The organism is Mycobacterium sp. TY814 (genome assembly GCF_030755175.1).
Classification (GTDB): Bacteria; Actinomycetota; Actinomycetes; order Mycobacteriales; family Mycobacteriaceae; genus Mycobacterium.
Window position 1 is genome coordinate 1,934,198 of the sequence record NZ_JAUFRY010000001.1, and the last position, 20,570, is coordinate 1,954,767.

23 protein-coding genes and 1 pseudogene are annotated in these 20,570 nt (G+C 67.6%); 8 read left to right on the forward strand and 16 right to left on the reverse strand.

Annotated elements, in window-relative coordinates:
- Nucleotides 1-4: 4 nt before the first annotated feature.
- From rplW to rpsJ, 4 genes are read right to left on the reverse strand one after another with little or no spacing between them, the layout of a single operon-like run.
- Nucleotides 5-307, reverse strand: a complete 303-nt coding sequence (rplW, locus tag QXH22_RS08480) for a 50S ribosomal protein L23 (protein WP_055576365.1) — start codon at nucleotides 305-307, stop codon at nucleotides 5-7.
- Nucleotides 307-978: a 50S ribosomal protein L4 gene (gene rplD, locus QXH22_RS08485; protein ID WP_306242240.1), complete on the reverse strand. Its 672-nt coding sequence runs from the start codon at nucleotides 976-978 to the stop codon at nucleotides 307-309. Before rplD ends, rplW begins: the two co-directional genes overlap by 1 nt.
- Nucleotides 978-1,631 (reverse strand): 50S ribosomal protein L3, encoded by a 654-nt coding sequence (gene rplC / locus QXH22_RS08490; protein ID WP_306242241.1) that lies wholly within the window; start codon nucleotides 1,629-1,631, stop codon nucleotides 978-980. Before rplC ends, rplD begins: the two co-directional genes overlap by 1 nt.
- A 14-nt stretch (nucleotides 1,632-1,645) precedes the next feature.
- On the reverse strand, nucleotides 1,646-1,951 hold the full coding sequence (gene rpsJ, locus QXH22_RS08495) for a 30S ribosomal protein S10 (RefSeq protein WP_003873519.1): 306 nt from the start codon (nucleotides 1,949-1,951) through the stop codon (nucleotides 1,646-1,648).
- A 163-nt stretch (nucleotides 1,952-2,114) separates the two neighbouring features.
- Here rpsJ and QXH22_RS30455 point away from each other — a divergent pair.
- Nucleotides 2,115-2,330 (forward strand): annotated as a pseudogene (locus QXH22_RS30455) (hypothetical protein); the annotation flags it as partial.
- A 125-nt stretch (nucleotides 2,331-2,455) separates the two neighbouring features.
- A complete protein-coding gene (locus QXH22_RS08500; RefSeq protein ID WP_306242242.1) occupies nucleotides 2,456-2,842 on the forward strand; it encodes a hypothetical protein in 387 nt (128 codons plus the stop codon).
- Between the two features lie 9 nt (nucleotides 2,843-2,851).
- On the opposite strand, the gene QXH22_RS08505 is transcribed toward QXH22_RS08500, so the two are convergent.
- Entirely contained in the window at nucleotides 2,852-3,514 is a 663-nt protein-coding gene (locus QXH22_RS08505) for a TetR/AcrR family transcriptional regulator (RefSeq protein ID WP_371934212.1), read from the reverse strand.
- A gap of 90 nt (nucleotides 3,515-3,604) precedes the next feature.
- Between QXH22_RS08505 and QXH22_RS08510 the strand changes: the two genes are divergently transcribed.
- A complete protein-coding gene (locus QXH22_RS08510) occupies nucleotides 3,605-5,194 on the forward strand; it encodes an MFS transporter (protein ID WP_306242243.1) in 1,590 nt (529 codons plus the stop codon).
- A 99-nt stretch (nucleotides 5,195-5,293) separates the two neighbouring features.
- Complete coding sequence (locus tag QXH22_RS08515; protein ID WP_306275352.1) at nucleotides 5,294-5,989, forward strand: PE family protein; 696 nt, start codon at nucleotides 5,294-5,296, stop codon at nucleotides 5,987-5,989.
- 12 nt (nucleotides 5,990-6,001) lie between these two features.
- Here the strand turns inward: QXH22_RS08515 and mftG are convergent, their stop codons facing one another.
- The 7 genes from mftG to mftA form a co-directional block, all read right to left on the reverse strand.
- Nucleotides 6,002-7,435 (reverse strand): mycofactocin system GMC family oxidoreductase MftG, encoded by a 1,434-nt coding sequence (gene mftG / locus QXH22_RS08520; RefSeq protein WP_306275353.1) that lies wholly within the window; start codon nucleotides 7,433-7,435, stop codon nucleotides 6,002-6,004.
- A gap of 8 nt (nucleotides 7,436-7,443) precedes the next feature.
- Nucleotides 7,444-8,862 carry a mycofactocin biosynthesis glycosyltransferase MftF gene (gene mftF / locus QXH22_RS08525; RefSeq protein WP_371934213.1) on the reverse strand — a complete coding sequence of 473 codons (1,419 nt, stop codon included), beginning with the start codon at nucleotides 8,860-8,862 and terminating at the stop codon, nucleotides 7,444-7,446.
- An 8-nt stretch (nucleotides 8,863-8,870) separates the two neighbouring features.
- On the reverse strand, nucleotides 8,871-9,599 hold the full coding sequence (gene mftE / locus QXH22_RS08530; RefSeq protein ID WP_306242247.1) for a mycofactocin biosynthesis peptidyl-dipeptidase MftE: 729 nt from the start codon (nucleotides 9,597-9,599) through the stop codon (nucleotides 8,871-8,873).
- 219 nt (nucleotides 9,600-9,818) lie between these two features.
- Entirely contained in the window at nucleotides 9,819-10,994 is a 1,176-nt protein-coding gene (gene mftD / locus QXH22_RS08535) for a pre-mycofactocin synthase MftD (protein ID WP_306242248.1), read from the reverse strand.
- Nucleotides 10,995-10,996: 2 nt separating this feature from the next.
- Entirely contained in the window at nucleotides 10,997-12,190 is a 1,194-nt protein-coding gene (gene mftC, locus QXH22_RS08540; RefSeq protein WP_306275357.1) for a mycofactocin radical SAM maturase, read from the reverse strand.
- On the reverse strand, nucleotides 12,187-12,510 hold the full coding sequence (gene mftB, locus QXH22_RS08545; RefSeq protein WP_306242250.1) for a mycofactocin biosynthesis chaperone MftB: 324 nt from the start codon (nucleotides 12,508-12,510) through the stop codon (nucleotides 12,187-12,189). The genes mftC and mftB overlap by 4 nt, the downstream gene beginning before the upstream one ends.
- Nucleotides 12,495-12,584 (reverse strand): mycofactocin precursor MftA, encoded by a 90-nt coding sequence (mftA, locus tag QXH22_RS08550; protein ID WP_036352637.1) that lies wholly within the window; start codon nucleotides 12,582-12,584, stop codon nucleotides 12,495-12,497. Before mftA ends, mftB begins: the two co-directional genes overlap by 16 nt.
- Nucleotides 12,585-12,694: 110 nt before the next feature.
- Between mftA and mftR the strand changes: the two genes are divergently transcribed.
- The 4 genes from mftR to QXH22_RS08570 all read left to right on the forward strand — a co-directional run bounded on the left by mftR (nucleotide 12,695) and on the right by QXH22_RS08570 (nucleotide 16,191).
- Nucleotides 12,695-13,288, forward strand: coding sequence for a mycofactocin system transcriptional regulator (gene mftR, locus QXH22_RS08555; RefSeq protein WP_306244434.1), 594 nt, complete (start codon nucleotides 12,695-12,697; stop codon nucleotides 13,286-13,288).
- Nucleotides 13,285-14,334: a DUF2332 domain-containing protein gene (locus tag QXH22_RS08560; protein WP_306275359.1), complete on the forward strand. Its 1,050-nt coding sequence runs from the start codon at nucleotides 13,285-13,287 to the stop codon at nucleotides 14,332-14,334. The genes mftR and QXH22_RS08560 overlap by 4 nt, the downstream gene beginning before the upstream one ends.
- 67 nt (nucleotides 14,335-14,401) lie before the next feature.
- On the forward strand, nucleotides 14,402-14,941 hold the full coding sequence (locus tag QXH22_RS08565) for an RNA polymerase sigma factor (RefSeq protein ID WP_306275360.1): 540 nt from the start codon (nucleotides 14,402-14,404) through the stop codon (nucleotides 14,939-14,941).
- Nucleotides 14,938-16,191 (forward strand): VOC family protein, encoded by a 1,254-nt coding sequence (locus tag QXH22_RS08570; RefSeq protein ID WP_306275361.1) that lies wholly within the window; start codon nucleotides 14,938-14,940, stop codon nucleotides 16,189-16,191. Before QXH22_RS08565 ends, QXH22_RS08570 begins: the two co-directional genes overlap by 4 nt.
- On the opposite strand, the gene QXH22_RS08575 is transcribed toward QXH22_RS08570, so the two are convergent.
- The 4 genes from QXH22_RS08575 to tuf all read right to left on the reverse strand — a co-directional run bounded on the left by QXH22_RS08575 (nucleotide 16,188) and on the right by tuf (nucleotide 20,475).
- Nucleotides 16,188-17,369 (reverse strand): NAD(P)/FAD-dependent oxidoreductase, encoded by a 1,182-nt coding sequence (locus QXH22_RS08575; RefSeq protein WP_306275362.1) that lies wholly within the window; start codon nucleotides 17,367-17,369, stop codon nucleotides 16,188-16,190. The genes QXH22_RS08570 and QXH22_RS08575 overlap by 4 nt on opposite strands.
- Before the next feature lie 25 nt (nucleotides 17,370-17,394).
- Nucleotides 17,395-18,213 carry a mycofactocin-coupled SDR family oxidoreductase gene (locus QXH22_RS08580; RefSeq protein ID WP_306242255.1) on the reverse strand — a complete coding sequence of 273 codons (819 nt, stop codon included), beginning with the start codon at nucleotides 18,211-18,213 and terminating at the stop codon, nucleotides 17,395-17,397.
- 104 nt (nucleotides 18,214-18,317) lie between these two features.
- Nucleotides 18,318-19,121: an SHOCT domain-containing protein gene (locus QXH22_RS08585; protein WP_306242256.1), complete on the reverse strand. Its 804-nt coding sequence runs from the start codon at nucleotides 19,119-19,121 to the stop codon at nucleotides 18,318-18,320.
- 163 nt (nucleotides 19,122-19,284) lie between these two features.
- A complete protein-coding gene (gene tuf, locus QXH22_RS08590; protein ID WP_055578873.1) occupies nucleotides 19,285-20,475 on the reverse strand; it encodes an elongation factor Tu in 1,191 nt (396 codons plus the stop codon).
- Nucleotides 20,476-20,570: the final 95 nt, after the last annotated feature.

Here is a 20,570-nt window from a genome sequence, read left to right on the forward strand (position 1 = left end):
GGCCCTAGGCCGGGGCTCCGAACAGGTCAATCTGCTTGCTGCCCGGTGCCAGGGTGACGATGGCGCGCTTGGTGCTCTTGCGCGTCCCGTAACCGGACCGGGTGCGCTTGCGCTTGCCCTGCCGATTCGCGGTGTTCACCGAGGCGACCTTGACGGCGAAGATCTTCTCGATAGCGATCTTGATCTGCGTCTTGTTCGAGTCGGGGTGCACCACGAACGTGTACACGTTGTTGTCCAGCAGCCCGTAGGACTTCTCGGAGATGACCGGCGCCAGGATGATGTCGCGGGGGTCAGCGATGGTCGCCATCAGGCCGAAACCTCCTCGGAAGACGCCGCATTGGCGGTGTTGGCGGTATTGCTCGCGATGTAGGCGTTCAGCGCCTCGACGCTGAACACCACGTCGTCGGCGCGCAGCACGTCATAGGTGTTCAGCTGGTCCGGCGGCAGGATATGCACACCGGGCAGGTTGCGCACACTCTTCACGCCGGCCTCGTCGGCCCGGCCGACGACCACCAGAACCTGCTTGCGATCGGTCAGGGTGCCCAGAAACGCCTTGGCGCTCTTGGTCGACGGGGTCTGCCCCTCCACCAGCTCGGTGACCGCGTGGATGCGTCCGTTGCGGGCCCGGTCCGACAGCGCCCCGCGCAGCGCGGCGGCGATCATCTTCTTGGGCGTGCGCTGGCTGTAGTCGCGCGGCTTGGGACCGTGCACCACGCCACCACCGGTGAACTGCGGGGCCCGGGTCGAACCCTGGCGGGCCCGGCCGGTTCCCTTCTGCCGGTACGGCTTGCGGCCTCCACCGCTGACATCACCGCGGGTCTTCGTCGAGTGCGTACCCTGACGTGCCGCGGCGCGTTGCGCCGTGACCACCTGGTGCATCAGTGCGATGTTGGCCGGTGCGTCGAACAGCTCGGCGGGCAGCTCGATCGAGCCGTCGACCTTGCCTGCCGGCGTCTTCACGTCAATCTTGAGAGTCATTACTTCTCACCTCGCTTGATCGCGGTGCGGACCACGACCAGTCCACCGGTGCGGCCGGGAACCGCGCCCTTGATCAACAGCACGCCGTTGGCGGCGTCGACCTTGTGCACCACCAGGTTCTGCACGGTCACCCGGTCGTTACCCATCCGGCCGGACATCCGAGTGCCCTTGAACACCCTTGCCGGAGTGGCACATCCGCCGATGGAACCCGGGCGGCGGTGCACTGCCTGGGCGCCGTGGCTGGCGCCCTGCCCGCGGAAACCGTGCCGCTTCATCGTCCCGGCGAAGCCCTTGCCCTTGGAGGTGCCGGTGACGTCGACGTAGGCGCCGTCGGCGAAGATCTCCGCCGTCAGCTCCTGGCCGACCTCGTACTCGGCCGCCGCCTCCGCGTCGTCCAGCCGCAACTCCGCCAGGTGCCGGCGCGGGTTGACACCCGCGGCCGCGTACTGGCCGGTGACCGGCTTGTTGACCTTGCGTGGGCTGATTTCGCCGTAAGCCAGTTGCACGGCGCTGTATCCGTCACGCTCCGGGGTACGCACGCGGGTCACCACGTTCGGCCCGGCCTTGACGACAGTCACCGGCACGACTCTGTTGTTCTCGTCGAATACCTGCGTCATGCCCAGCTTGGTACCCAGAATGCCTTTTCTCGCCATTGCTGCCCAAGCTCCTACTGGATGTTGACGTCGACGCTGGCCGGAAGATCGATGCGCATCAATGCGTCAACGGTCTTCGGCGTCGGGTCGAGGATGTCGATCAGACGCTTGTGTGTACGCATCTCGAAGTGCTCCCGCGAGTCCTTGTACTTATGCGGAGAGCGGATGACGCAGTACACATTCTTTTCCGTCGGCAGCGGCACCGGTCCTACGACGCTGGCCCCGGTACGGACGACGGTCTCGACGATCTTGCGCGCCGACGCGTCAATAGCCTCATGGTCGTAGGCCTTGAGCCTGATGCGGATCTTTTGTCCCGCCACGCTTCTCCTACCTCTTCTCCCACACTGTCAGCCCGTGATCGGACTTCGAGCCTCGAACTGTGAGTCCTGTATCGGACCCGGTGCCCCCCGGCGCGCGGATCGACCACCCTCGCCGAGGGCCGATCTAGCGTTGCGCCGGATACTGCGCCGCTGTTTACCTGTCGTGGTTCAACCGCTCCCCGCGGTCGGGTGTGTCACCCGCACGCAGCCTTGTAGGCGGCCGAAATAGTCGCGCTCCAAGGTGGGGACCGGACGCGCCCATGGTGGGCGCTGGTCGTATGCCCGGCCAGGGGTAAACCTGGCGCAAGGCAACCTGAACAGTATGCCTCAGATCACCGCGTCGGCCAAATCCCGGGTCGTGAACGCCGGCCGGCCTGCGGTGCAGCGCCCCCGGTCTGCGCCGGACGGTCCAGACCCGTCGCCGCCAGCGACCCTACCAGCGCTTTTCCCTGCCGCTCCCCGGTCTTCTGACAGCACCGGCAGGCGGGCGTAGGCTGCCAGGCCGTGACGGGACCGAATCCGGGAGAACCTGACGCCGCCCAACCCATGATCGACTGGATCAACGGCGCACCACCGGCCGAATTGGCCGCTGAACTCATGGCAGCCTTCGGTCCCGACGCACCCAGGCGTGTTCCGGCCCTCGCGTTGTCCGACTTCAGCGAGTGGATGTTCCGCGGCTTCCCGCCCCTCAGGGGTCTGATCAGGCCGGCCCGTCCGGTGCGGGAAGCGCTGTTGGAAGCCATTCAGCTGTTGGAGCATTCGGAACTGGCGTACGTCCGATGGATCCTCGAGAACGAATTCCAGTGGAGCGCCACCCGCCTGGGCCTGGCAACACTCGAGGAAGGCAAGGCCGCGGTGCGGCAGCGGATCAGGGACCGGACCGGCCTGTAGTGCCGGGGCTCACGCCCCAGTCGATTCGATGTCCGGGCCCGGGCCCGCGCCGCGCCGGCACTGGACTTCGAGGAAACCGTCGACCGCGGCGCGCGCCGTCTCGCGGTAGTCGAAGTCAGGCAATGTGCTCAGCCGGCCCAGCACCAGTGGTCCGATCAACAGGGCGATGGCGCTGGACCGGTCCACCTCACCCAGTTCGGCAGCCTGCGGGCCGTCGAACAGAGCGTCGAACGGGGCGGCGTACTGCTGAGCGATGCGCTCACGCAGGCCGGTGATCGCGTTCTGCGCGCCCAGTGAACGGCCGGGCGCGGGCAGCTGCTGCAGGTCGGGGCCCAGCGCCAGCCACGCCATCGCAGTCAGCACCGCGGGGGCTTCGGCGATGAGGTCGGCCTGTGCCAGCACGAGGGCCAGCAGCCGGTCGCGCAGCGATCCTTCGGCCGGAGGCATCGGCGCGGCCGGGATGAGACTGCTGAATGTTGCTGCGAGCAAATCATTTCCGCTGGGGAAATGGCGGTAGAGGGTGGCCCGGGCGACATTGGCGGCACGCGTCACCGCGTCAACGGTCACCGCGCTGGGTCCCCCGCTGCGCAGCAATGCCGCGGCGGCTTCCAGCAAACGGGCCCGCGACCGTGCCGGACGGGGGTCCCGGTAACTGCCCTCAGAGATTGTGATGCACCTCCGTGTTTGGAAACGAGATCAATGGTCTACCTACGAGACCATTAGTCTCGGTCACTACTTCGCCACCAAGAGGGGGCGCCGCACATGGTCCAGACCCTAGTCCGAACCGACGAGCGCAGGAACGAAGCCGGTCCCAGTACCCGGGCGCAGCGCTGGACGCTGACCGTCGCGTGCCTGGGCGTCTCCTTGGTGGTCGCCTCGATGACGGCGCTGAACACCGCCCTCGGGGACATTGCCGTCGCCACCTCGGCCACGCAGACGCAACTGACGTGGGTCGTCGACGGATACACCGTGGCGCTGGCCTGCCTGTTGCTGCCCGCCGGCGCCGTCGGTGACCGGTATGGCCGCCGGGGCGCGCTGCTCGCGGGCTTGACGATCTTCTCGCTGGCCTCGATCGCGCCGGCGCTGCTGCACTCCCCGACCCAGATCATCGCCGGACGCGCCCTGGCCGGTGTGGGCGCCGCGTTCGTCATGCCGGCCACGCTGTCGCTGCTGACGGTGGCCTATCCAAAAGAGCAGCGGCTCAGGGCAGTTGGCATCTGGGCCGGCACCGCGGGATCCGGCGGGGTGGTCGGCATGCTCGGTTCCGGCCTGCTGCTCCGGTTCTGGGAATGGCATGCCATCTTCTGGTCGCTGGGTGCGGGCGGTCTGGTGATCTTCGCTATGGCATGCACGATCTCGTCCTCCCGCGACGACGACGCACCCCGCGTCGACTGGTGGGGCGCGGCACTGATCGGCGCGGCCGTCGCGATCGGAGTGTTCGCGATCCTGCAAGCGCCGACACGGGGCTGGGACGACATCCAGGTATGGGGCGGGCTCATGCTCGGGACGGCCATCGCCGCGCTGTTCGCCGTGGTCGAATTCCGCAAACGGCACCCGCTTCTGGACGTACGCCTGTTCGGCGACGCGAGTTTCGCGACCGGGGTGGCAACCATCGTGGTGCTGTTCGGGGGCACCTTCGGCTTCTTCTTTCTCGCCATGCAGTACGTCCAGCAGATCATGGGGTACTCGCCCCTGATGACCGCGGTGGCGCTCGGGCCGTTCATGGTGCCGCTCGGTATCTGCTCGGCGCTGTCGTGGTGGTACGTACCGAAACTGGGTCTGCGTCTGGTCTTGTTCCTGGGCACGCTGATGATGGCGGTGGGCTTCCTGTGCATGCTCGTACTCGACCTGCACTCGTCCTACCTCGATTTCGCCTGGCCCACGCTGATCCTGAGCACCGGCATCGGTTTGTGCACGGCCCCCACGACGTCGGCGATCATGGCTGCCGTTCCGGACGAGAAGCAGGGGGTGGCCTCTGCCGTGAACGACACCGCGCGCGAACTGGGCGGGGCCCTGGGCATCGCCGTGGCCGGCTCGATACTCGCCGGGCGCTACAGCCGCGAGTTGCTGCCCACCCTGACGGCGTTCCCCGAACCGGTGCGCGGGCCGGCCGCGGATTCACTGGCGACGGCCGTCGAGGTAGCCAAAAAGCTTGGGCCTCAGGGTGATTCTTTGGCGGCGCTGAGTCAGCGGGCTTTCCTGGACGCCATGCACGCGTCGACGGTCACCATGGCTGTCATCGTCGCCGTGACCGCCGTGCTGATCGGGTTCTGGGCTCCCGGGCGCGACGGGCGCCAACTGCGGCTGGCTCGGCGAATCCGGGCCGGCCGCACACGGGCCGGATCCCGCTGAGCGAAAACGCCGCGGCCGGCGCCCGGTAGGGCTACCATGCAGAAAGGGGGAAGGTCGTAACGGGCGTCGAACACGATCCATCCTTGGCTGGGGGGCCATATGTCGTATGTAATCGCTGCGCCGGAGTACGTGGCCGCGGCAGCAACGGATCTGGCGAACATCGGCTCAGCGATCAGTGACGCCAACGCCGCGGCCGTACTTCCCACCACGGGTGCGTTCCTCCCCGCGGGCACCGACGCGGTGTCGACGGAACTCGCGGCGCTGTTCGGTGCACACGCCGAGGCTTTCCAGGCGCTCAGCGCGCAGGCGGCGGCCTTTCACGACCAGTTCGTGCAGCTGATGAATCTGGGCTCCCAGTCCTACGCGGTCACCGAGGCGGCGAACGTGTCGGCCGTTCAGACCGAGGCCGTCAACGTGCCGCAGCAGACGCTCGGACGCTCGGTCCTGAGCGACAGTGTTCATGCGGTGCCGGCGGCCGCGGTGGCGGCGCAGACGATGGCCATCAGTTCGGCGGCAGCAGCCGCACCGGTGAGCTCGGCGATGGCGCCGGCGGTAACCCCGGTGGGATCGGTGGGGGCGGCAGTAGCGGCGGGGGCGGTGCGCCCGGCGGGTCCGGCGATCCGTCCAGCCTCGCCGGCCGCGAGCCCCGCACAGCCCGTCGACATCGAGGAGACGGCGACGGTGTCGGCACTGCCGGCGCCGCTGGCCGCACGGGCGGTACCGGCAGCCGCGCTGACGCCCGCTCCGGTGGCTCGCGTGCAGGAAGCCGGGGAAGCCGCCCCGGCGTCGAGCTGATCGGGCACCCGCTCACCGGACGAAGTCGGCCGCGCGGTGGCCGAGCATGACGATGGTGGCGTGCGGTCCGCGACTGGGGATCACCGGCAAGATCGATCCGTCTATTACCCAGAGGTTTTCGAAACCCATTACACGACACTTGTTGTCCACCACTGCATCCTGATCACCTACTGCACCCATCGGAGCACTGCCACACAGATGTTGTGATGTCGACCAGACCGCAGGACCTGTTGCGCTGCCGCAGAATTCACGAGCCAGCTCGCTTCCGGCACGCAGGTCCGCGACGTCGTCCGGCTCACTGTCATAGCGATGCTCGATGCGCGGCGGCGTGTCGGGATCCGCAGACATCAGGGAGATACGCCCCCGCGATCGGGGGCGCATCAGCGCCACACCGATGTGCGGCCAATCCTTATGTCCGGCAGTGCCATCGCCGGTCATAGCTACGAATCCCCCTGTGTATGGCCGTATCTCGATGCCATCGGCGGTGCTGAGCACCACCTCCAGCACCGGATGGTCCGACGCCACTTCCCAGCTGGTCGGCATCACCCATTCCGGATGATCGCTGCACCGCAACCCAACCGGAAGTGCCGCAGCAACTTTCACGCCGACGGTGCGCAGCATTGTGGGATCGCCGATGCCCGAGAGCATCAAAAGATGTGCTGATCGAATTGCGCCTGCGCTCAGTATGATTCGGTCTGCCGTGAGCTCCACCGGGCCATCCGGCCCCACCGCCTGCACACCTAGGGCGGTGGCGCCGTCCAGGCGGAGCCGCATCACCCGGGTTCGGGCGAGCAGCCTCAGATTGGGGCGCTGCAGCGCGGGCAACAGGAATGCCGCCCCGGAGCCGGTACGGACTCCCTCGACGATGTTGAGCGGCACGGCGCCCACCCCCGCGGGCAGTTCGGGTCCGACGTCGTTGAGGTCGGTGACCCAGCTGAAGCCTGCCCGGCTGCTGGCGGCGACAAAGGCTTCGGTGACGCCGGTCAGGTCGCGCGTGCGACGCACCGGGATCCGACCGGTAGCGCCGTGCGCGGGGGTGGCGAAGTCGAGATCGGTCTCGATGGCCCGGAAGTGGTCGAGCACGTCGGCCCATGCCCATCCGGGGATCGCCATGCGCTCGAAGTCGCCCGGCAACCCCCGGCAGAAGTAGCCGCCGTTGACGGCGCCGGACCCTCCGACAGTGCTGCCGCGCACCAACGACACCTGCCGGGCGGGCTGGTCGGTGAGCGTGCTGAGGTAACGCTCGGCCAACGGGCTGCCGGCACCGATCGGCAGCTGCAGCCCGTTGCGGGTGCGCGCCAGCAGGTCGGCGTCGGCCAGTCCGGGACCTGCTTCCAGCACCGTGACAGTGCGGCTGGGATCGACGGAAAGGCGTTCGGCGACAACCGAACCGGCACTCCCGGCACCGACGATCAGCACATCGCTGTGCCGGGCGGCTGCGGTCAAGGTGGCGGTTACGTCCGGATCTGTGGCTTGAGCGCGCCGATGTTGCGTTCGCGCACCACTCCGTACCACAGGCCGATTCCGTAGGCCAGGTCGTCGATGCGCTTGAGCAGCAGGAAGGTCAGCAATCCGATCGGTTCGGCGTCCTCGCCGACGGCGTCCCGGCGGCGCAACCAGTCGGCCACCCCGTCCACGATCGCCGCGACCACCACGACGTGCCGGCAGTGCCGTGACAGCATCGCCGCCAGCAGGGCCACCGGCCAGTAGTGCCGGCAGATCGCCGATGCCAATTGCAGCGCCGCCGACCACAGTCCCCGGGTGGCGATCACGACCACGTCCCACAGGGAGGTCTCGACGGGTGAGTCGGCACCACGCAGGGCCTTGGCGATCCGGCGGCCGGTGAGGACGGCTATGACGACCGAGGCCAGTTGGGCCAGGCCGGTTCCGAGCGACATGAGGATCCAGGCCGTCAACGCCCAACCGGAGATCACCACCGGAGCGGTCTTGTCGGGATGCCGTACCGACAACGGCGCCGCCGAGCCCCCGTAGAACGCCTTGCGCGCGATCCAGTCCCGCAACTCGGTCCGGTGGTCGTGGGCAACCAGCGCGATGGGTTCGTACCGTAACCGGGCGCCGGCTTCGACCAGTCGCCAGCACAGGTCGACATCCTCGCCGGAGTGCATGGTCTCGTCGAACCCGCCGACCCCCCGGATCGCGGACGTCCGGCACACGATCGCCGCGCTGGGAACATAGGACACCGCGCTGTGCGGCAACACCGGCGCCTCGCGCAGACCCAGATCCAGTGACGAGTGCACCGCCTCGTAGCGGGCGATCACGTTCTCATCCTGCGCCAGGCCGACGATGCGGGGCGCCACCAGTGCAACCGTGGGATCACAGAAGTGGCCGAGCAGCGCTTCGAGCCAGCCGCGGCGTGGTGCCACATCGGAATCCAGGAACGCGACGAAATCAGTGGTGCACGCCGCCAGACCGGTGTTCCGGGCCGCCGCCGGACCCTTGTTGCGCACGTGGTGCAGCACCTCGATGTCGCAATGCGCTCCGGCGAAGTCTTCCAGTTCGATCGGGGTCGCAGACCCGTCGTCCACCACGATGACCCGCAGCCCACGCAGTGAGGCGACCAGCCGCCGGACGCCGGTTATGTTGTCCCGCACCGGGATAACGACCGTGACATCGCGGTGGGACGGGCCGGTGGCCGGGCGCGGGTGGGCCACCGTGGCGTCCAGCAGGGTGCGGGCCAGCTGGGCGCTGACCTCGTCGCGAACCTTCAGACGGCCGTCGCAGAGCATGCCCTGAGCGGCAGGCGCCAGCCGCAGCAGGCGGGTCGGCGAACCACCGAGCAGAGCCTTGCCGTCGCCGAGCACCCGCACGCGACGATCGACCTGCACGGCGAATCCATCCGGAAGCCGGGTCATCGGCGCGGTCACGTCAACATCCCGTCCGCACCAGGGGCCCACCGGTCGATGCGCCGGACACAGTCGTCGACCATCTCGGCGAAGATCCGCTTCCCCTCGGCCGCGGTGGCCGTGGTCGGATCCCCCAGCACTCCGATGCGACTGACCGCGGCGACCCCGCCCCGTTGCATGGACGGCAACAACTCGCGCAGCGGCGCTTCGTTTCCGGCGAGCATGCGGTCGGTGTGCACGGCGCCCGGCGAGATGTGGAGCAACACGGAGGTTTCGGTGTGGCCGGCATGCGCATCGCCGCCAGCGCAGGCGCAGGCGCACCAACCGGCATCGCGGCCCTCGGCACGCAACCGGCCGACCGCCGTCCGCAACGCACTGACGTTGCCACCGTGACCGTTGACGAACACCAGCCGCTGGGCCCAGCAGGTGGCCGACCTTCCGTACTCCAGCAACAGCATGGTCAAGGCGTCGGTGCCGATCGAAATCGTTCCGGCGAAACTCTGGTGCTCACCGCTGGCGCCGTAAGCGATCGCGGGAGCCAACAGCCAGTCGAGACACTCACCCACGGCGCGGGCGACAGCCGCGGCGATCCGAGTGTCGGTGTCCAAAGGCAGGTGCGGACCATGCTGTTCGGTAGCCCCTAGCGGAATCAATATTGACGGCGATGCGGATATGGATAGTTGGCTCGACGTCGAATCCCCCAGTTCGCCGTGTACAGGCACCCGCCGATGGTAAGACGAATTCACCTGGCGTGCACCGATTGTTGCCCTATCTATCGATTTTTTTTTCCGCGATGTTGATCGATAGGCGAAATCGCTGCTCGTTTGCCACGACTGCAACGCCAGCACCAGATTCGGGCAACTGACCATTCCCGGGGCGCCGTCTCTGTGGTAGAGCGCAGCGCACGGAAAAGGCGGCTTCGCAATACGGCCAGACAATGCGTAATCCGGCCGATTACGGCGCGGTCAGCGCACGCCCAACTCCCGGGTGAACCCGGACGGGATCAAGATGTCGTCGGCGGTGAGGTCATGAATGGAGGAATGCCCGAGGCCCATCAGCGCGGAGTCGATACCGCCGCGCAGGATGTCTAGCACGTTCTCGACGCCGGCCTGGCCGGCCGCCGCCAGACCCCACAGGTAGGCCCGCCCGATCATCACCGCTCGGGCGCCCAGCGCCACGGCCTTGACGACATCACTCCCCCGGCGGATGCCGCCGTCGAGCAGCACCTCGACCTGGTCGCCGACGGCCTCGGCCACAGCGGGCAGCGCGCGGATCGACGCGGGCGTGCCGTCCAGGTTGTTGCCGCCGTGGTTGGAGACCGAAATCGCCGAAACACCGGCGTCCACCGCTCTTTTGGCGTCGTCGACGCGCATCACGCCTTTGAGCATGAAGGGACCGCCCCACAGTTCCCGCAGCCAGGCGATGTCCTCCCAGGTGGGCGGGGGTGTGCCCATCCATTCGCCGTACGCGGCGAAGAACGGTGGGCCCGGCTCGCCGCGGCGGCCCTGGTTGGGCACCCGCAGGTCCGGCGGCCGCATGGTCTTGCCGAAGTTCCACAGCCAGCGCGGTTTCGTGATCGCCTCCGGCGACAGCTTCAGGATGGTCTTCAGGTTCATCTCTTCGGGGATCTTGGGGCTGCCCCAATCACGCCCGTGCGAGAACGTCCAGTCGGTGGTGACGATCAATCCGACCGCACCCGCCGCCCGCGCCCGCTCCGCGCGCTCGGCGATCGCGTCCCGGCCGCCGAGCCAGTAGATCTGGAAGAAGATCTTGGGATTGGCGGCCACCACCTCCTCGATCGGCTTGCTGGCAAACGAGGACAGCCCCATTGCCGTGCCCCGGGCCGCGGCGGCGCGCGCGACGGCGACCTCGCCGTCCGGATCGACCGCTTGCACGCCGGTCGGTGAAATAAGCACCGGCATCGAAATGTCCTGGCCCATAACCGTGGTGGAGAGGTCGCGTTTCGCGCTCGCCCCGATGACGTGCGGGGCGAATCCGAGTTCACTGAATGCCGCCACATTGTCGGCAACAGTCACGCCTTTTTCGCTGGCGGAAATAAGCGACGAATAGACGGATTTCGGCAGCCGTCGCTTAGCGCGTTGTTGGGCAATCGCGACGGTTTCAAACCATTGGTCTGCCATGGTTATACGGGGCTTTCATTGCACAGCCGCGATGGCGGCCTCATGGACAGGGTCAACGGCACCGGGGCGCTGAGCCGCTTGCCGCGGGAGTGGTCGACGCGCGGCCGTGGCGTCTCACGCTCGGCTTCCAGCGCCGGCGCACCGTGGCCCTGTACGCACTCCGGGTCCGGGCCGTCCAGCGGCAGGCCGGTGAAGAACTTGGCAGCCATGCAGCCGCCGCGGCAGCTGTCGTAGTGCCCGCAACTGCCGCACGCTCCGGCGGACTGCGGCTCGCGCAGCTCCCGGAACAGTGGGGCGTTCTTCCAGACGTTTTCGAAACCCGTCCCAAACCCTGAGTCGGACAACACGTTTCCGGCCAGGAAGCGGTCATGGATGGCGAACGGGCAGGCGTACACGTCGCCCACCGGATCGATGAGGCACACCACCCGACCGGCCCCGCACATGTTCAGTCCGGCCAGCGCGCCCGGCGAGCCCAGCGGTGCCAGATGGAAGAAGGAGTCGCCGGTCAGCACCCCCTCGCCCTTGGCCACCAGCCAGTCGTACAGCTGCACCTGCTGGTCGGACGTGGGGTGCAGGTCCTCCCAGACGTCAGCGCCCCGCCCTGACGGCCGCAGTCGCGTGATGCGCAAAGTGGCACCGTAACGGCTTGCCAGCGCGGCAAACTCGTCGAGCTGATCGACATTGTGCCGGGTCACCACCACCGAGATCTTCGCGTCGCGGAACCCGGCGGCGGCGAGATTCTCCAGCGCCCGCACCGCCATGGCGAACGAGCCCGGACCCCGGACGGCGTCGTTGACTTCGGCAGTGGCGCCGTCCAGAGATATCTGGACATCCACGTAGTCGCTGGCCGCCAGCCGCGCCGCCACCTCCGGGGTGATGCGCACCCCGTTGGTGGAGAACTTCACCCCGACCTGGTGTTCGGTGGCGTAATCCACCAGCTCCCAAAAGTCCGGCCGCACAGTGGGTTCGCCGCCGCCGATGTTTACATAGAACACCTGCATGCGCTCGAGCTCGTCGATGATGTCCTTGCACTGACGCGTGGACAGCTCACCCGGGTCGCGCTTGCCTGACGAAGACAGGCAGTGCACACACGCCAGGTTGCAGGCGTACGTCAGCTCCCAGGTCAGGCAGATCGGCGCGTCGAGCCCGCGCTCGAACTGCTCGATCAGTGCGGGGACTCTGGCTGCGGTGGTCATTGTGCCTCCCGGGGTACCAACATGGTCGAACGGGCCAGCACGTCCAGTGCGTGCAGGTACGGGCCCTGGTCGGGGTCGTCCACTCCGGCGGCACGGCAAGCGGACCGCACGTCCGGGTGGTCGGCCAGTGACCGCACCACGGTCAGAATGGTGCGGTTCTTCAGGAACGACAGTTTGCGGGTGCCGAAGTGATACAGCAGCGCCCCAAAGGGTTCCGGCCGGATCGCCACCTGCGGATGCAGGCGCCAGCCAGTGTCCGGGTCGAACTGCGCGCTCTCCCGGGCCGGCGCGGGCGCGGCCACCGTCAGTAGACCCCGCACATGCCGTCGATGGAAACCTCTTCCACCAGCGTCTCGGTGACGAGTTCGGTCTCAGTCTGGTTTTCGTTGTCCATGACGATTGCCTTTCATCGAAGGGGTTCGACAATGATGGGTGGTGCCGGTCACAATCACGATCGTGGGTCAGAATATGGCATCGAGTGCCGAAACGGAAGGGCAGGGTCTGATGCTGCAGGGAACGCGAGTGGGCAGGCGCCGCTCGACGACACCGCTGCACATCACCGACGTCGCGATCGACCTGTTCGCCGCGCGCGGATTTGCCGAAGTCAGCGTCGACGACGTCGCCCATGCCGCCGGGATCGCACGCCGGACCCTGTTCCGCTACTACGCCTCCAAGAACGCGATCCCGTGGGGCGACTTCGACGCCCACCTCGAACAGCTGCAGGAACTGCTCGATGGCGTGGATCCACAGGTGCCGTTACGTGAGGCGTTGCGGGGGGCGCTGCTCGCGTTCAACACCTTCGACGAATGCGAGTCGGTCCGCCATCGCCAGCGCATGCGGGTGATCCTGGAAACTGCTGAACTGCAAGCATATTCGATGACAATGTATGCCGGTTGGCGGGAAGTGATCGCCGGCTTCGTGGCGCGCAGGTCGGGTGCCAGAGCGACGGACCTGATGCCGCAGACCGTCGCCTGGACGATGCTCGGAGTCGCGTTGAGTGCCTACGAACACTGGCTTCGGGACGAATCGGTTTCGCTGCCGCAGGCCCTCGGGAACGCGTTCGACGTGGTCGGCGCGGGCCTGGACTCACTCGAGTGAGCAACTCCGAACACCTGCTGCACACCCTGCGGTCGCAGGGCAGATTCTGCGCGCGATCCGGTTCGGCGATGTACGGCGAACTCTTCGACCTGGTGGCCGGCGACGTCGAAAGCGGCGGAGTGTTCGCGACGATCCTGGCCGGCCACGAGGACGCCTCATCGGGTCAGGCGGTGCCACTGCGGTTGCTCGGCGGGTTGCACCGGATGGTGCTCGACGGCCGGGCAGGGCAGCTGCGGCGCTGGTATCCCAGTGCGGGCGGAAGCTGGGACGCGCAGCGGGCCTGGCCCGAGATCCTGCTCGTCGCGGCTGAGCGAGCCGTGGAATTGCGTGCGGCGCTGCAGCACCCGCCGCAGACCAACGAGGTGGGCCGCTCAGCGGTGCTGATCGGCGGGCTGCTGCACCTCAACGGCGAGTCACGGCTTCCGATAAGGCTTTTCGAGATCGGCACCAGCGCGGGACTCAATCTGCGCGCCGACCACTACCACTACCGGTATGCCGGCAACCGCTGGGGACCGTCCGACTCTCCGGTGCTCATCGACGACGCCTGGCACGGCCAGCTTCCCCCTGGTGGCGCGCTGCAGATCGTCGAGCGGCGCGGGTACGACATCGCGCCTATCGACGTGACCGAATCCGGCGGGGAGCTGACCGTGCTGAGCTATGTGTGGCCCGACCAGCACGCCCGGTTGAAACGGTTGCGCGGCGCCATCGCGGTGGCCCGCCAGGTACCGGCCCAGGTGGAACGCCGGACGGCGGCCGACGCCGTCACCGGGCTCACCCTCGCCGACGGAGCGCTGACCGTGCTGTGGCACTCGATCGTCTGGCAGTACCTCTCCCCGGACGAACGCGCGACGGTGCGGGCCGGAATCGATGCGCTGGCGGCGCAGGCCGACACGCGCAGACCGTTGGCGCACCTCACACTCGAGCCGGCGCGCCAGGGTCCGGAGGGCACGCTGAAGTTCCTGGTGCGGGCCACCACATGGCCGGATGGCGAGGAACGGGTGCTGGCCGAGTGCCACGCCCACGGCGCACCGGTGCACTGGCAGTGATGGCAGTGCGGAAAAAATCTTCGGTCAGCCCGTCGGAGTTCGGTCCGCCACAACGACGTATAAGGATGTGAGCGCCCAACAGCACCGCCAGCGCGACGCCGCGAGCGCGCTGCTGGAGTTGTACGACGAGGCGCTGCCGGTGGTCTTCGGGTACTTTCTTCGCCGCTGCGGCGATCGCGGAACCGCGGAGGATCTGACCTCGGAGACCTTTCTGTCCGGGCTGCAAACAGCGCGCGCCGCGGCACGTGACGGTGACCCGTCGCCGATCGCCATGCCCTGGCTGATGGGGGTGGCGCGGCACAAACTGGCCGACCACTATCGGCGCCGGCGTGACCCGGTGCCGCTCGCCGATCCGGCGGAGCCGCTGGATTCAGCCGCGGTGAACAGCGGGGACTGGGACGCCGAACTGGACAGGTTGGTCGCCGAGAGCGTGCTGAGCAGGCTGAGCGACTCACATCGCGCGGTGCTCGTCCTGCGCTACATGGACGACTGCAGCGTCGGCGAATGCGCCGCACTGCTCGGGCGCACCGTGCACGCCACCGAGGCGCTGCTGGTTCGCGCCAAGAAGGCGTTCCGCAAAGAGTATCCGGAAGGGGGCACGTCATGAGTCAGCGCGATCCGCTCGACGTGCTGCACACCGAAGACCTTCCGGTGCAACCCGATCCGGGCTTCGCCGCGCGGCTGCGCAGACGGCTGGAGTCCGCACTGTCACTACCCGAAGGAGTTCTGATGAGTGGCACCACCACAACCGTTTCCGGATTGAACCAAGACTCCGCCGCGCCGCCTCGTCCGGCCGCACTCCCCTACCTGAGCGTGCGGGACGCCCGCGCCGCGATCGACTGGTACGCCGCGGCATTCGGCGCCGTGCTGGTCGGTGAAGCAATCGTGATGGACGACGGGCGGATCGGGCACGCCGAACTCGAAATTGGCGACGGTGTGCTGTACCTGGCCGACGAGTATCCCGAGTTGGGCCTGCGGGGTCCCGCGCCGGGAGCGGTGTCGGTCAGCCTGATGCTGCATGTCGGCGACACCGATGCGGCGTTGCGGCGCGCTCGCGAGCACGGCGCGACGGTGCAGCGGGAGATCTATGAAGGCCACGGCGCGCGCAACGCGACCATCGTCGACCCGTTCGGCCACCGCTGGATGCTGAGCGGACCGATGAGCACCCCCGGTATCAGGCAGGGTGACCTCGGCTTCATCTCGCTGTCGGTTCCCGACGTCGAGCGCGCCGCTGCCTTCTACTCCCACGTGCTGGGGTGGACCGTCGACGCCGCCTCGCACCGGGTGACCAACACCGAGTTGCCAACCGACATCCGCGCCGGCTCCGCGCCGGGCTTGTTCTGCTGCTACGCCGTCACCGACCTGGCGGCCGCGCGCGAGGCGATCACCGGCGCGGGCGGCAGCGTCGGCGAAACCCGTCGCACCGAGCACGGCACCACCCTGGACGCCACCGACCCGCAGGGCGCGTCTTTCGCGGTGTACGAGCCGGTCGCGGGCCGGGAACGCCCGGCGCTCAACGGATCTGGCCCTGGCGAGCTCTCCTACGTGACCTACGACGTGACCGACTCCGCCGGCTTCCGCGACTTCTACGGGCGGGTGCTGGGCTGGACCTTCGAGCCGGGCCGCGTCGCCGACGGATGGCAGGTGCAGGACGCCCATCCGATGTCGGGCGCGGCGGGCGGCAGTCCGCGACGCGTCACGGTGCCGATGTGGACCGTGGACGACATCGACGCCGCGGTGGCCCGGGTTCGCGAAGCCGGCGGCACCGTGCTGGACGAACCGTCACGTCAGCCCTACGGCCTGTCCGCCGAATGCACCGATGACCAGGGTTCCCGGTTCTATCTGGGGCAGTTCTAACCCTCTGCGCCCAGCATCTCCGAAATCGGCACCGCTGCGGCCACTTTGGCCCGCACCTTCATCACCTTGCCGGGCAACCCGCCACCGACAACTCCGACCAGGGCGCCGTCGCGTTCGTAGTACGCCAGGAACTTGCGGCCGTCGTCCTCGACGATGTGCACGGTGTCGTCGGCTTCGGGCTCGCCGAGGCACTGGATCTTGACGTCGTACTGGTCGCTCCAGAAGTACGGAACCACGACCGCCGAGGGCACCTCGCGGCCCAGCAGTGCGGGCACCACGACCCGGGTCTGGTCGGCCACGTTGCTCCAATGTTCCACGCGCACTTGGTGTCCCGTGGCATCACGCCAGGAGGCGACGTCACCGAGCGCCCAGACGTGCGGCGCGCTGGTACGCCCGGCCTCGTCACAGACGACGCCGTTGTCGACCTCGATACCGCTGCCTTCGAGCCAGCTCGTGGCCGGGTGCGAGCCGATGCCGACCACCACCAGGTCGGCCGACAGTTCCGTGCCGTCGGTGAGGACCACAGTCTGGACATGGCCGTCGCCGCGGACCTCGGCCACCCCGACGCCGGTGCGCACGTCGACGCCCTCGTCCCGGTGCAACCGGGTGACCAGCGCGCCGATCTGCTCGCCGAGCACCGACGCCAGCGGTGTCGGCTGCGGTTCCACCAGGACCACGTCCACACCGAGACCACGCAGGCTGGCCGCCACCTCGCAGCCGATGAAGCCCGCACCGATCACCACCGCCTTCTTGGCGGAGGACGCGTGGCTGCGCAACGCCATGCACTCGTCGAAGGAACGCAGCACCCGGATGCCCTCCAGGTCCGGAAGGCTCGGGATCCGCCGCGGCACCAGACCGGTAGCGATGACGAGTTCGTCGTAACCCAACGAGGTTCCGTCAGCCAGCGTCACCGTCTGTGCCGCGGTGTCGACACCGGTGGCCGCTTGGCCCAGACGCAGGGTGATGTCCTTCTCGTCGTACCACTCGCGTGGCTTGAGGGCCGTGTCGTCGATCTCGCTGCGCAACACCTCTTTGGACAGCGGCGGCCGGTCGTAGGGCAGGTGCACCTCGTCGCTGACGATGGTGACGGGGCCGGCGTACTCCGCGCGGCGTAGTTGCTCGGCAGTCCGGGCGGCAGCCAGCCCGCCGCCGACGATCACGATTCCGTGTGTGCTCACGTGGAGTTCATAGCACGGACGACAATCAGTACTTCAACGCGCCCTTGTCGACCGGGATTTGAGTGCCGGACAGGGTGCCCGACCCGTCACCGGCCAACCAGACGACGACGTCGGATACCTCGTCGGGTGACATAAAACCCTTGTACTGCATGGGCATTGGCGGGAAGGCGTGCACGAATCGGGGATGCTTGGCGAACACCTGCATCATCGCCTCGGGCTCGATCATCGGGGTGTCGACCGAATACGGGTGGATGGAGTTCACCCTGATGCCGTATTCGCCCAATTCGAGCGCCAAGGTATTGGTCAGGGCGGTCAGGCCGAACTTGCTTGCCGCGTAGTGGCCGTTGCCGGGCGTCGCCTTGAGGCCGGCGGCGGAACTGACCACCACGATCGAGCCGCCGTTGCCGGCCTCGATGATGGCGGGGATGGTGGCCCGCAGGGTGCGCCAGGTGCCGGTCAGGTTGACTCCGATGACGGTGTCCCACTGCTCGTCGGTGAGTTCCCAGACCCGGCCCCAGCCCAGCACCCCGGCGTTGGCGACCACGATGTCGAGGCGGCCGAACTGTTCGACCCCGTCGGCCACCAACTGGCGCACCGCCGCGTCGTCGCGCACATCGACCTGGCGGGCCAGCACTTTGCGACCTTCGGCCTCGACCGCGCGGACGGTCTCGGCAAGATCCTCCGGCGTCGCCGGCGGGTAGGTCAGGGTGCCTGACACCGGCCCGCAGATGTCGGAGGCGATGATGTCGGCCCCCTCCCGGGCGAGCCGGATCGCATGCGAACGTCCCTGGGCACGCGCGGCTCCGGTGATGAAAGCCACCCGCCCTTGAAGTGAATCAGCCACTGGTCCCCTTTCGCCGCTTGCCAGGCTAGCAGCGAAACTGAAACGTGTTCTAGTTAGGTAGCCCGATGGCTCGGTGCCGATCGGCGCTCGGTCAGATCTCGGCGTCAGATCTCGGCGATGATCTGGGCGCGCCGGCTGGCGTACTCCTGGTCGTTCACCACGCCGCTGGCGCGCAGCGAGTCAAGCTCCTGCAGCCGGTCGGCGATCGAGGCCTGCGGCGCCGCGGACGGGGCGGCCTGGCCCGCCTGCTGCTGACCGGCCCTGCGCACGACGGCGTGAATCTGCTGACGCAGACCCGGATTAGACCTGATGTCGACGATGCGGTTGAGGGGAATCCCGTTCGCCTTGAGCAGTTGCAGGATCTCCATCAACGGGCCCGCCTGGCCGCTCAGGTCGTAAGTGCGGTTGTCCTCCTCGACGGTGAACTGAGCCGGCACCAGCCCGTTGACCAAAGCGCTTCGCTCCCAATCGATTCGGTATTCGTTGGTGGTGGGGTCGACCAGGACGACAAGCTTGCGGGCCGTCAGGTTGCCCAGCCGCGTCACGCTCGCGATCACCCGGTCCTCGCTGTCGAACGGCGCGATCCCGGGCCCCGATACGTGCAGCTGCACCTTGACCACCGGCTGCTCGTTGATCCGGGTGCCCGTCTCGGCCAGACCGGTGATCTGGGCCAGGGCCAGCACCCCGGACTGTTCGAGCGCTTCGTTCTTGGCGGCGTTGTTGACGCTCCAATACGTCAACGCGATCGCCACCAGCACGTCGGCGACGGTGATCAGCAGGCCGACGTAGAACATCCACGACAGCAACTGACCGAAACCGAGGGTGAAGTAGACGACGAGGAAGATCGGTCCGACCAGGCCGCCGCACAACAGCACCAGCAGCTGCATCTTGATGTACCGCGCGAGCATGTGCATTCTCCCCTCACTGTGCTCGGGTCAGGCGCCCGAAAAGGTGATGACAGAGTAGCGCCGCGCGGCCTATACCGATCACAAGTTAGCGCGCCCAAAAGACGCAAAATCCCCCGAAAACCGCGGTTTTCGGGGGATTTTGCGTCTGGTTGCGCGGTGAGCGCTACTTGATGATCTTGGTGACCCGGCCGGCGCCGACGGTGCGGCCACCCTCACGGATCGCGAACCGCAGACCGTCGTCCATGGCGACGGGCTGGATCAGCTTCACCGAGATGTTGGTGTTGTCACCGGGCATCACCATTTCGGTGCCCTCCGGCAGCGTCACCACACCGGTCACGTCAGTGGTGCGGAAGTAGAACTGCGGACGGTAGTTGTTGAAGAACGGCGTGTGCCGACCGCCCTCGTCCTTGGACAGGATGTAGACCTGGCCCTCGAACTCGGTGTGCGGGGTGGTGGTGCCGGGCTTGATGACGACCTGGCCGCGCTCGACGTCCTCACGCTTGACACCACGCAGCAGCAGACCGACGTTGTCACCGGCCTGACCCTGGTCGAGCAGCTTGCGGAACATCTCCACACCGGTGACCGTGGTCTTTGTGCTGGTGGGCTTGATGCCGACGATCTCGACTTCCTCGTTCACGTTGACCACGCCGCGCTCCACACGACCGGTGACGACGGTGCCACGGCCGGTGATGGTGAAGACGTCCTCAACGGGCATCAGGAACGGCTTGTCGGTGTCGCGCACCGGGTCCGGGATCGACTCGTCAACCGCGTCCATCAGGTCCTCGACCGACTTCACCCAGGTCGCGTCGCCCTCGAGCGCCTTCAGCGCCGAGACCCGGACCACCGGGGCTTCCTCGTCGAAGTCCTGGGCGGCCAGCAATTCGCGGACCTCCAGCTCGACGAGCTCGAGCAGCTCCTCGTCGTCGACGGCGTCGGACTTGTTCAGCGCCACGAGGATGTAGGGCACGCCCACCTGACGGGCGAGCAGCACGTGCTCACGCGTCTGCGGCATCGGGCCGTCCGTCGCGGCGACCACCAGGATCGCGCCGTCCATCTGGGCGGCACCGGTGATCATGTTCTTGATGTAGTCGGCGTGGCCGGGGGCGTCGACGTGCGCGTAGTGACGCTTCTCGGTCTGGTACTCGACGTGCGCGATGTTGATCGTGATACCGCGCTGACGCTCCTCAGGCGCGTTGTCGATCTGGTCGAACGCCTTGGACTCGTTCAGGTCCGGGTACTTGTCGTGCAGGACCTTGGTGATAGCCGCGGTCAGGGTGGTCTTGCCGTGGTCAACGTGACCGATGGTCCCGATGTTGACGTGGGGCTTGGTCCGCTGGAACTTCGCCTTCGCCACTTTGTTGTCCTCCTGGACTGTTGGTGCTTAAAAAAGCAGTGTTGATTTTTCTTTGGTTTGCCGCGGTGCTAACCGCGTCAGCTTACTCGTCGGGG

Coding starts and splice junctions, on each gene's coding strand:
- rplC (WP_306242241.1), bottom strand. CDS start 1,631: ATGGCGAGAAAAGGCATTCTGGGTACCAAGCTGGGCATGACGCAGGTA.
- rplD (WP_306242240.1), bottom strand. CDS start 978: ATGACTCTCAAGATTGACGTGAAGACGCCGGCAGGCAAGGTCGACGGC.
- QXH22_RS08515 (WP_306275352.1), top strand. CDS start 5,294: ATGTCGTATGTAATCGCTGCGCCGGAGTACGTGGCCGCGGCAGCAACG.
- QXH22_RS08585 (WP_306242256.1), bottom strand. CDS start 19,121: ATGCTCGCGCGGTACATCAAGATGCAGCTGCTGGTGCTGTTGTGCGGC.
- mftR (WP_306244434.1), top strand. CDS start 12,695: ATGCTGCAGGGAACGCGAGTGGGCAGGCGCCGCTCGACGACACCGCTG.
- mftC (WP_306275357.1), bottom strand. CDS start 12,190: ATGACCACCGCAGCCAGAGTCCCCGCACTGATCGAGCAGTTCGAGCGC.
- mftA (WP_036352637.1), bottom strand. CDS start 12,584: ATGGACAACGAAAACCAGACTGAGACCGAACTCGTCACCGAGACGCTG.
- QXH22_RS08510 (WP_306242243.1), top strand. CDS start 3,605: ATGGTCCAGACCCTAGTCCGAACCGACGAGCGCAGGAACGAAGCCGGT.
- mftF (WP_371934213.1), bottom strand. CDS start 8,862: ATGACCCGGCTTCCGGATGGATTCGCCGTGCAGGTCGATCGTCGCGTG.
- rplW (WP_055576365.1), bottom strand. CDS start 307: ATGGCGACCATCGCTGACCCCCGCGACATCATCCTGGCGCCGGTCATC.
- mftD (WP_306242248.1), bottom strand. CDS start 10,994: ATGGCAGACCAATGGTTTGAAACCGTCGCGATTGCCCAACAACGCGCT.
- QXH22_RS08570 (WP_306275361.1), top strand. CDS start 14,938: ATGAGTCAGCGCGATCCGCTCGACGTGCTGCACACCGAAGACCTTCCG.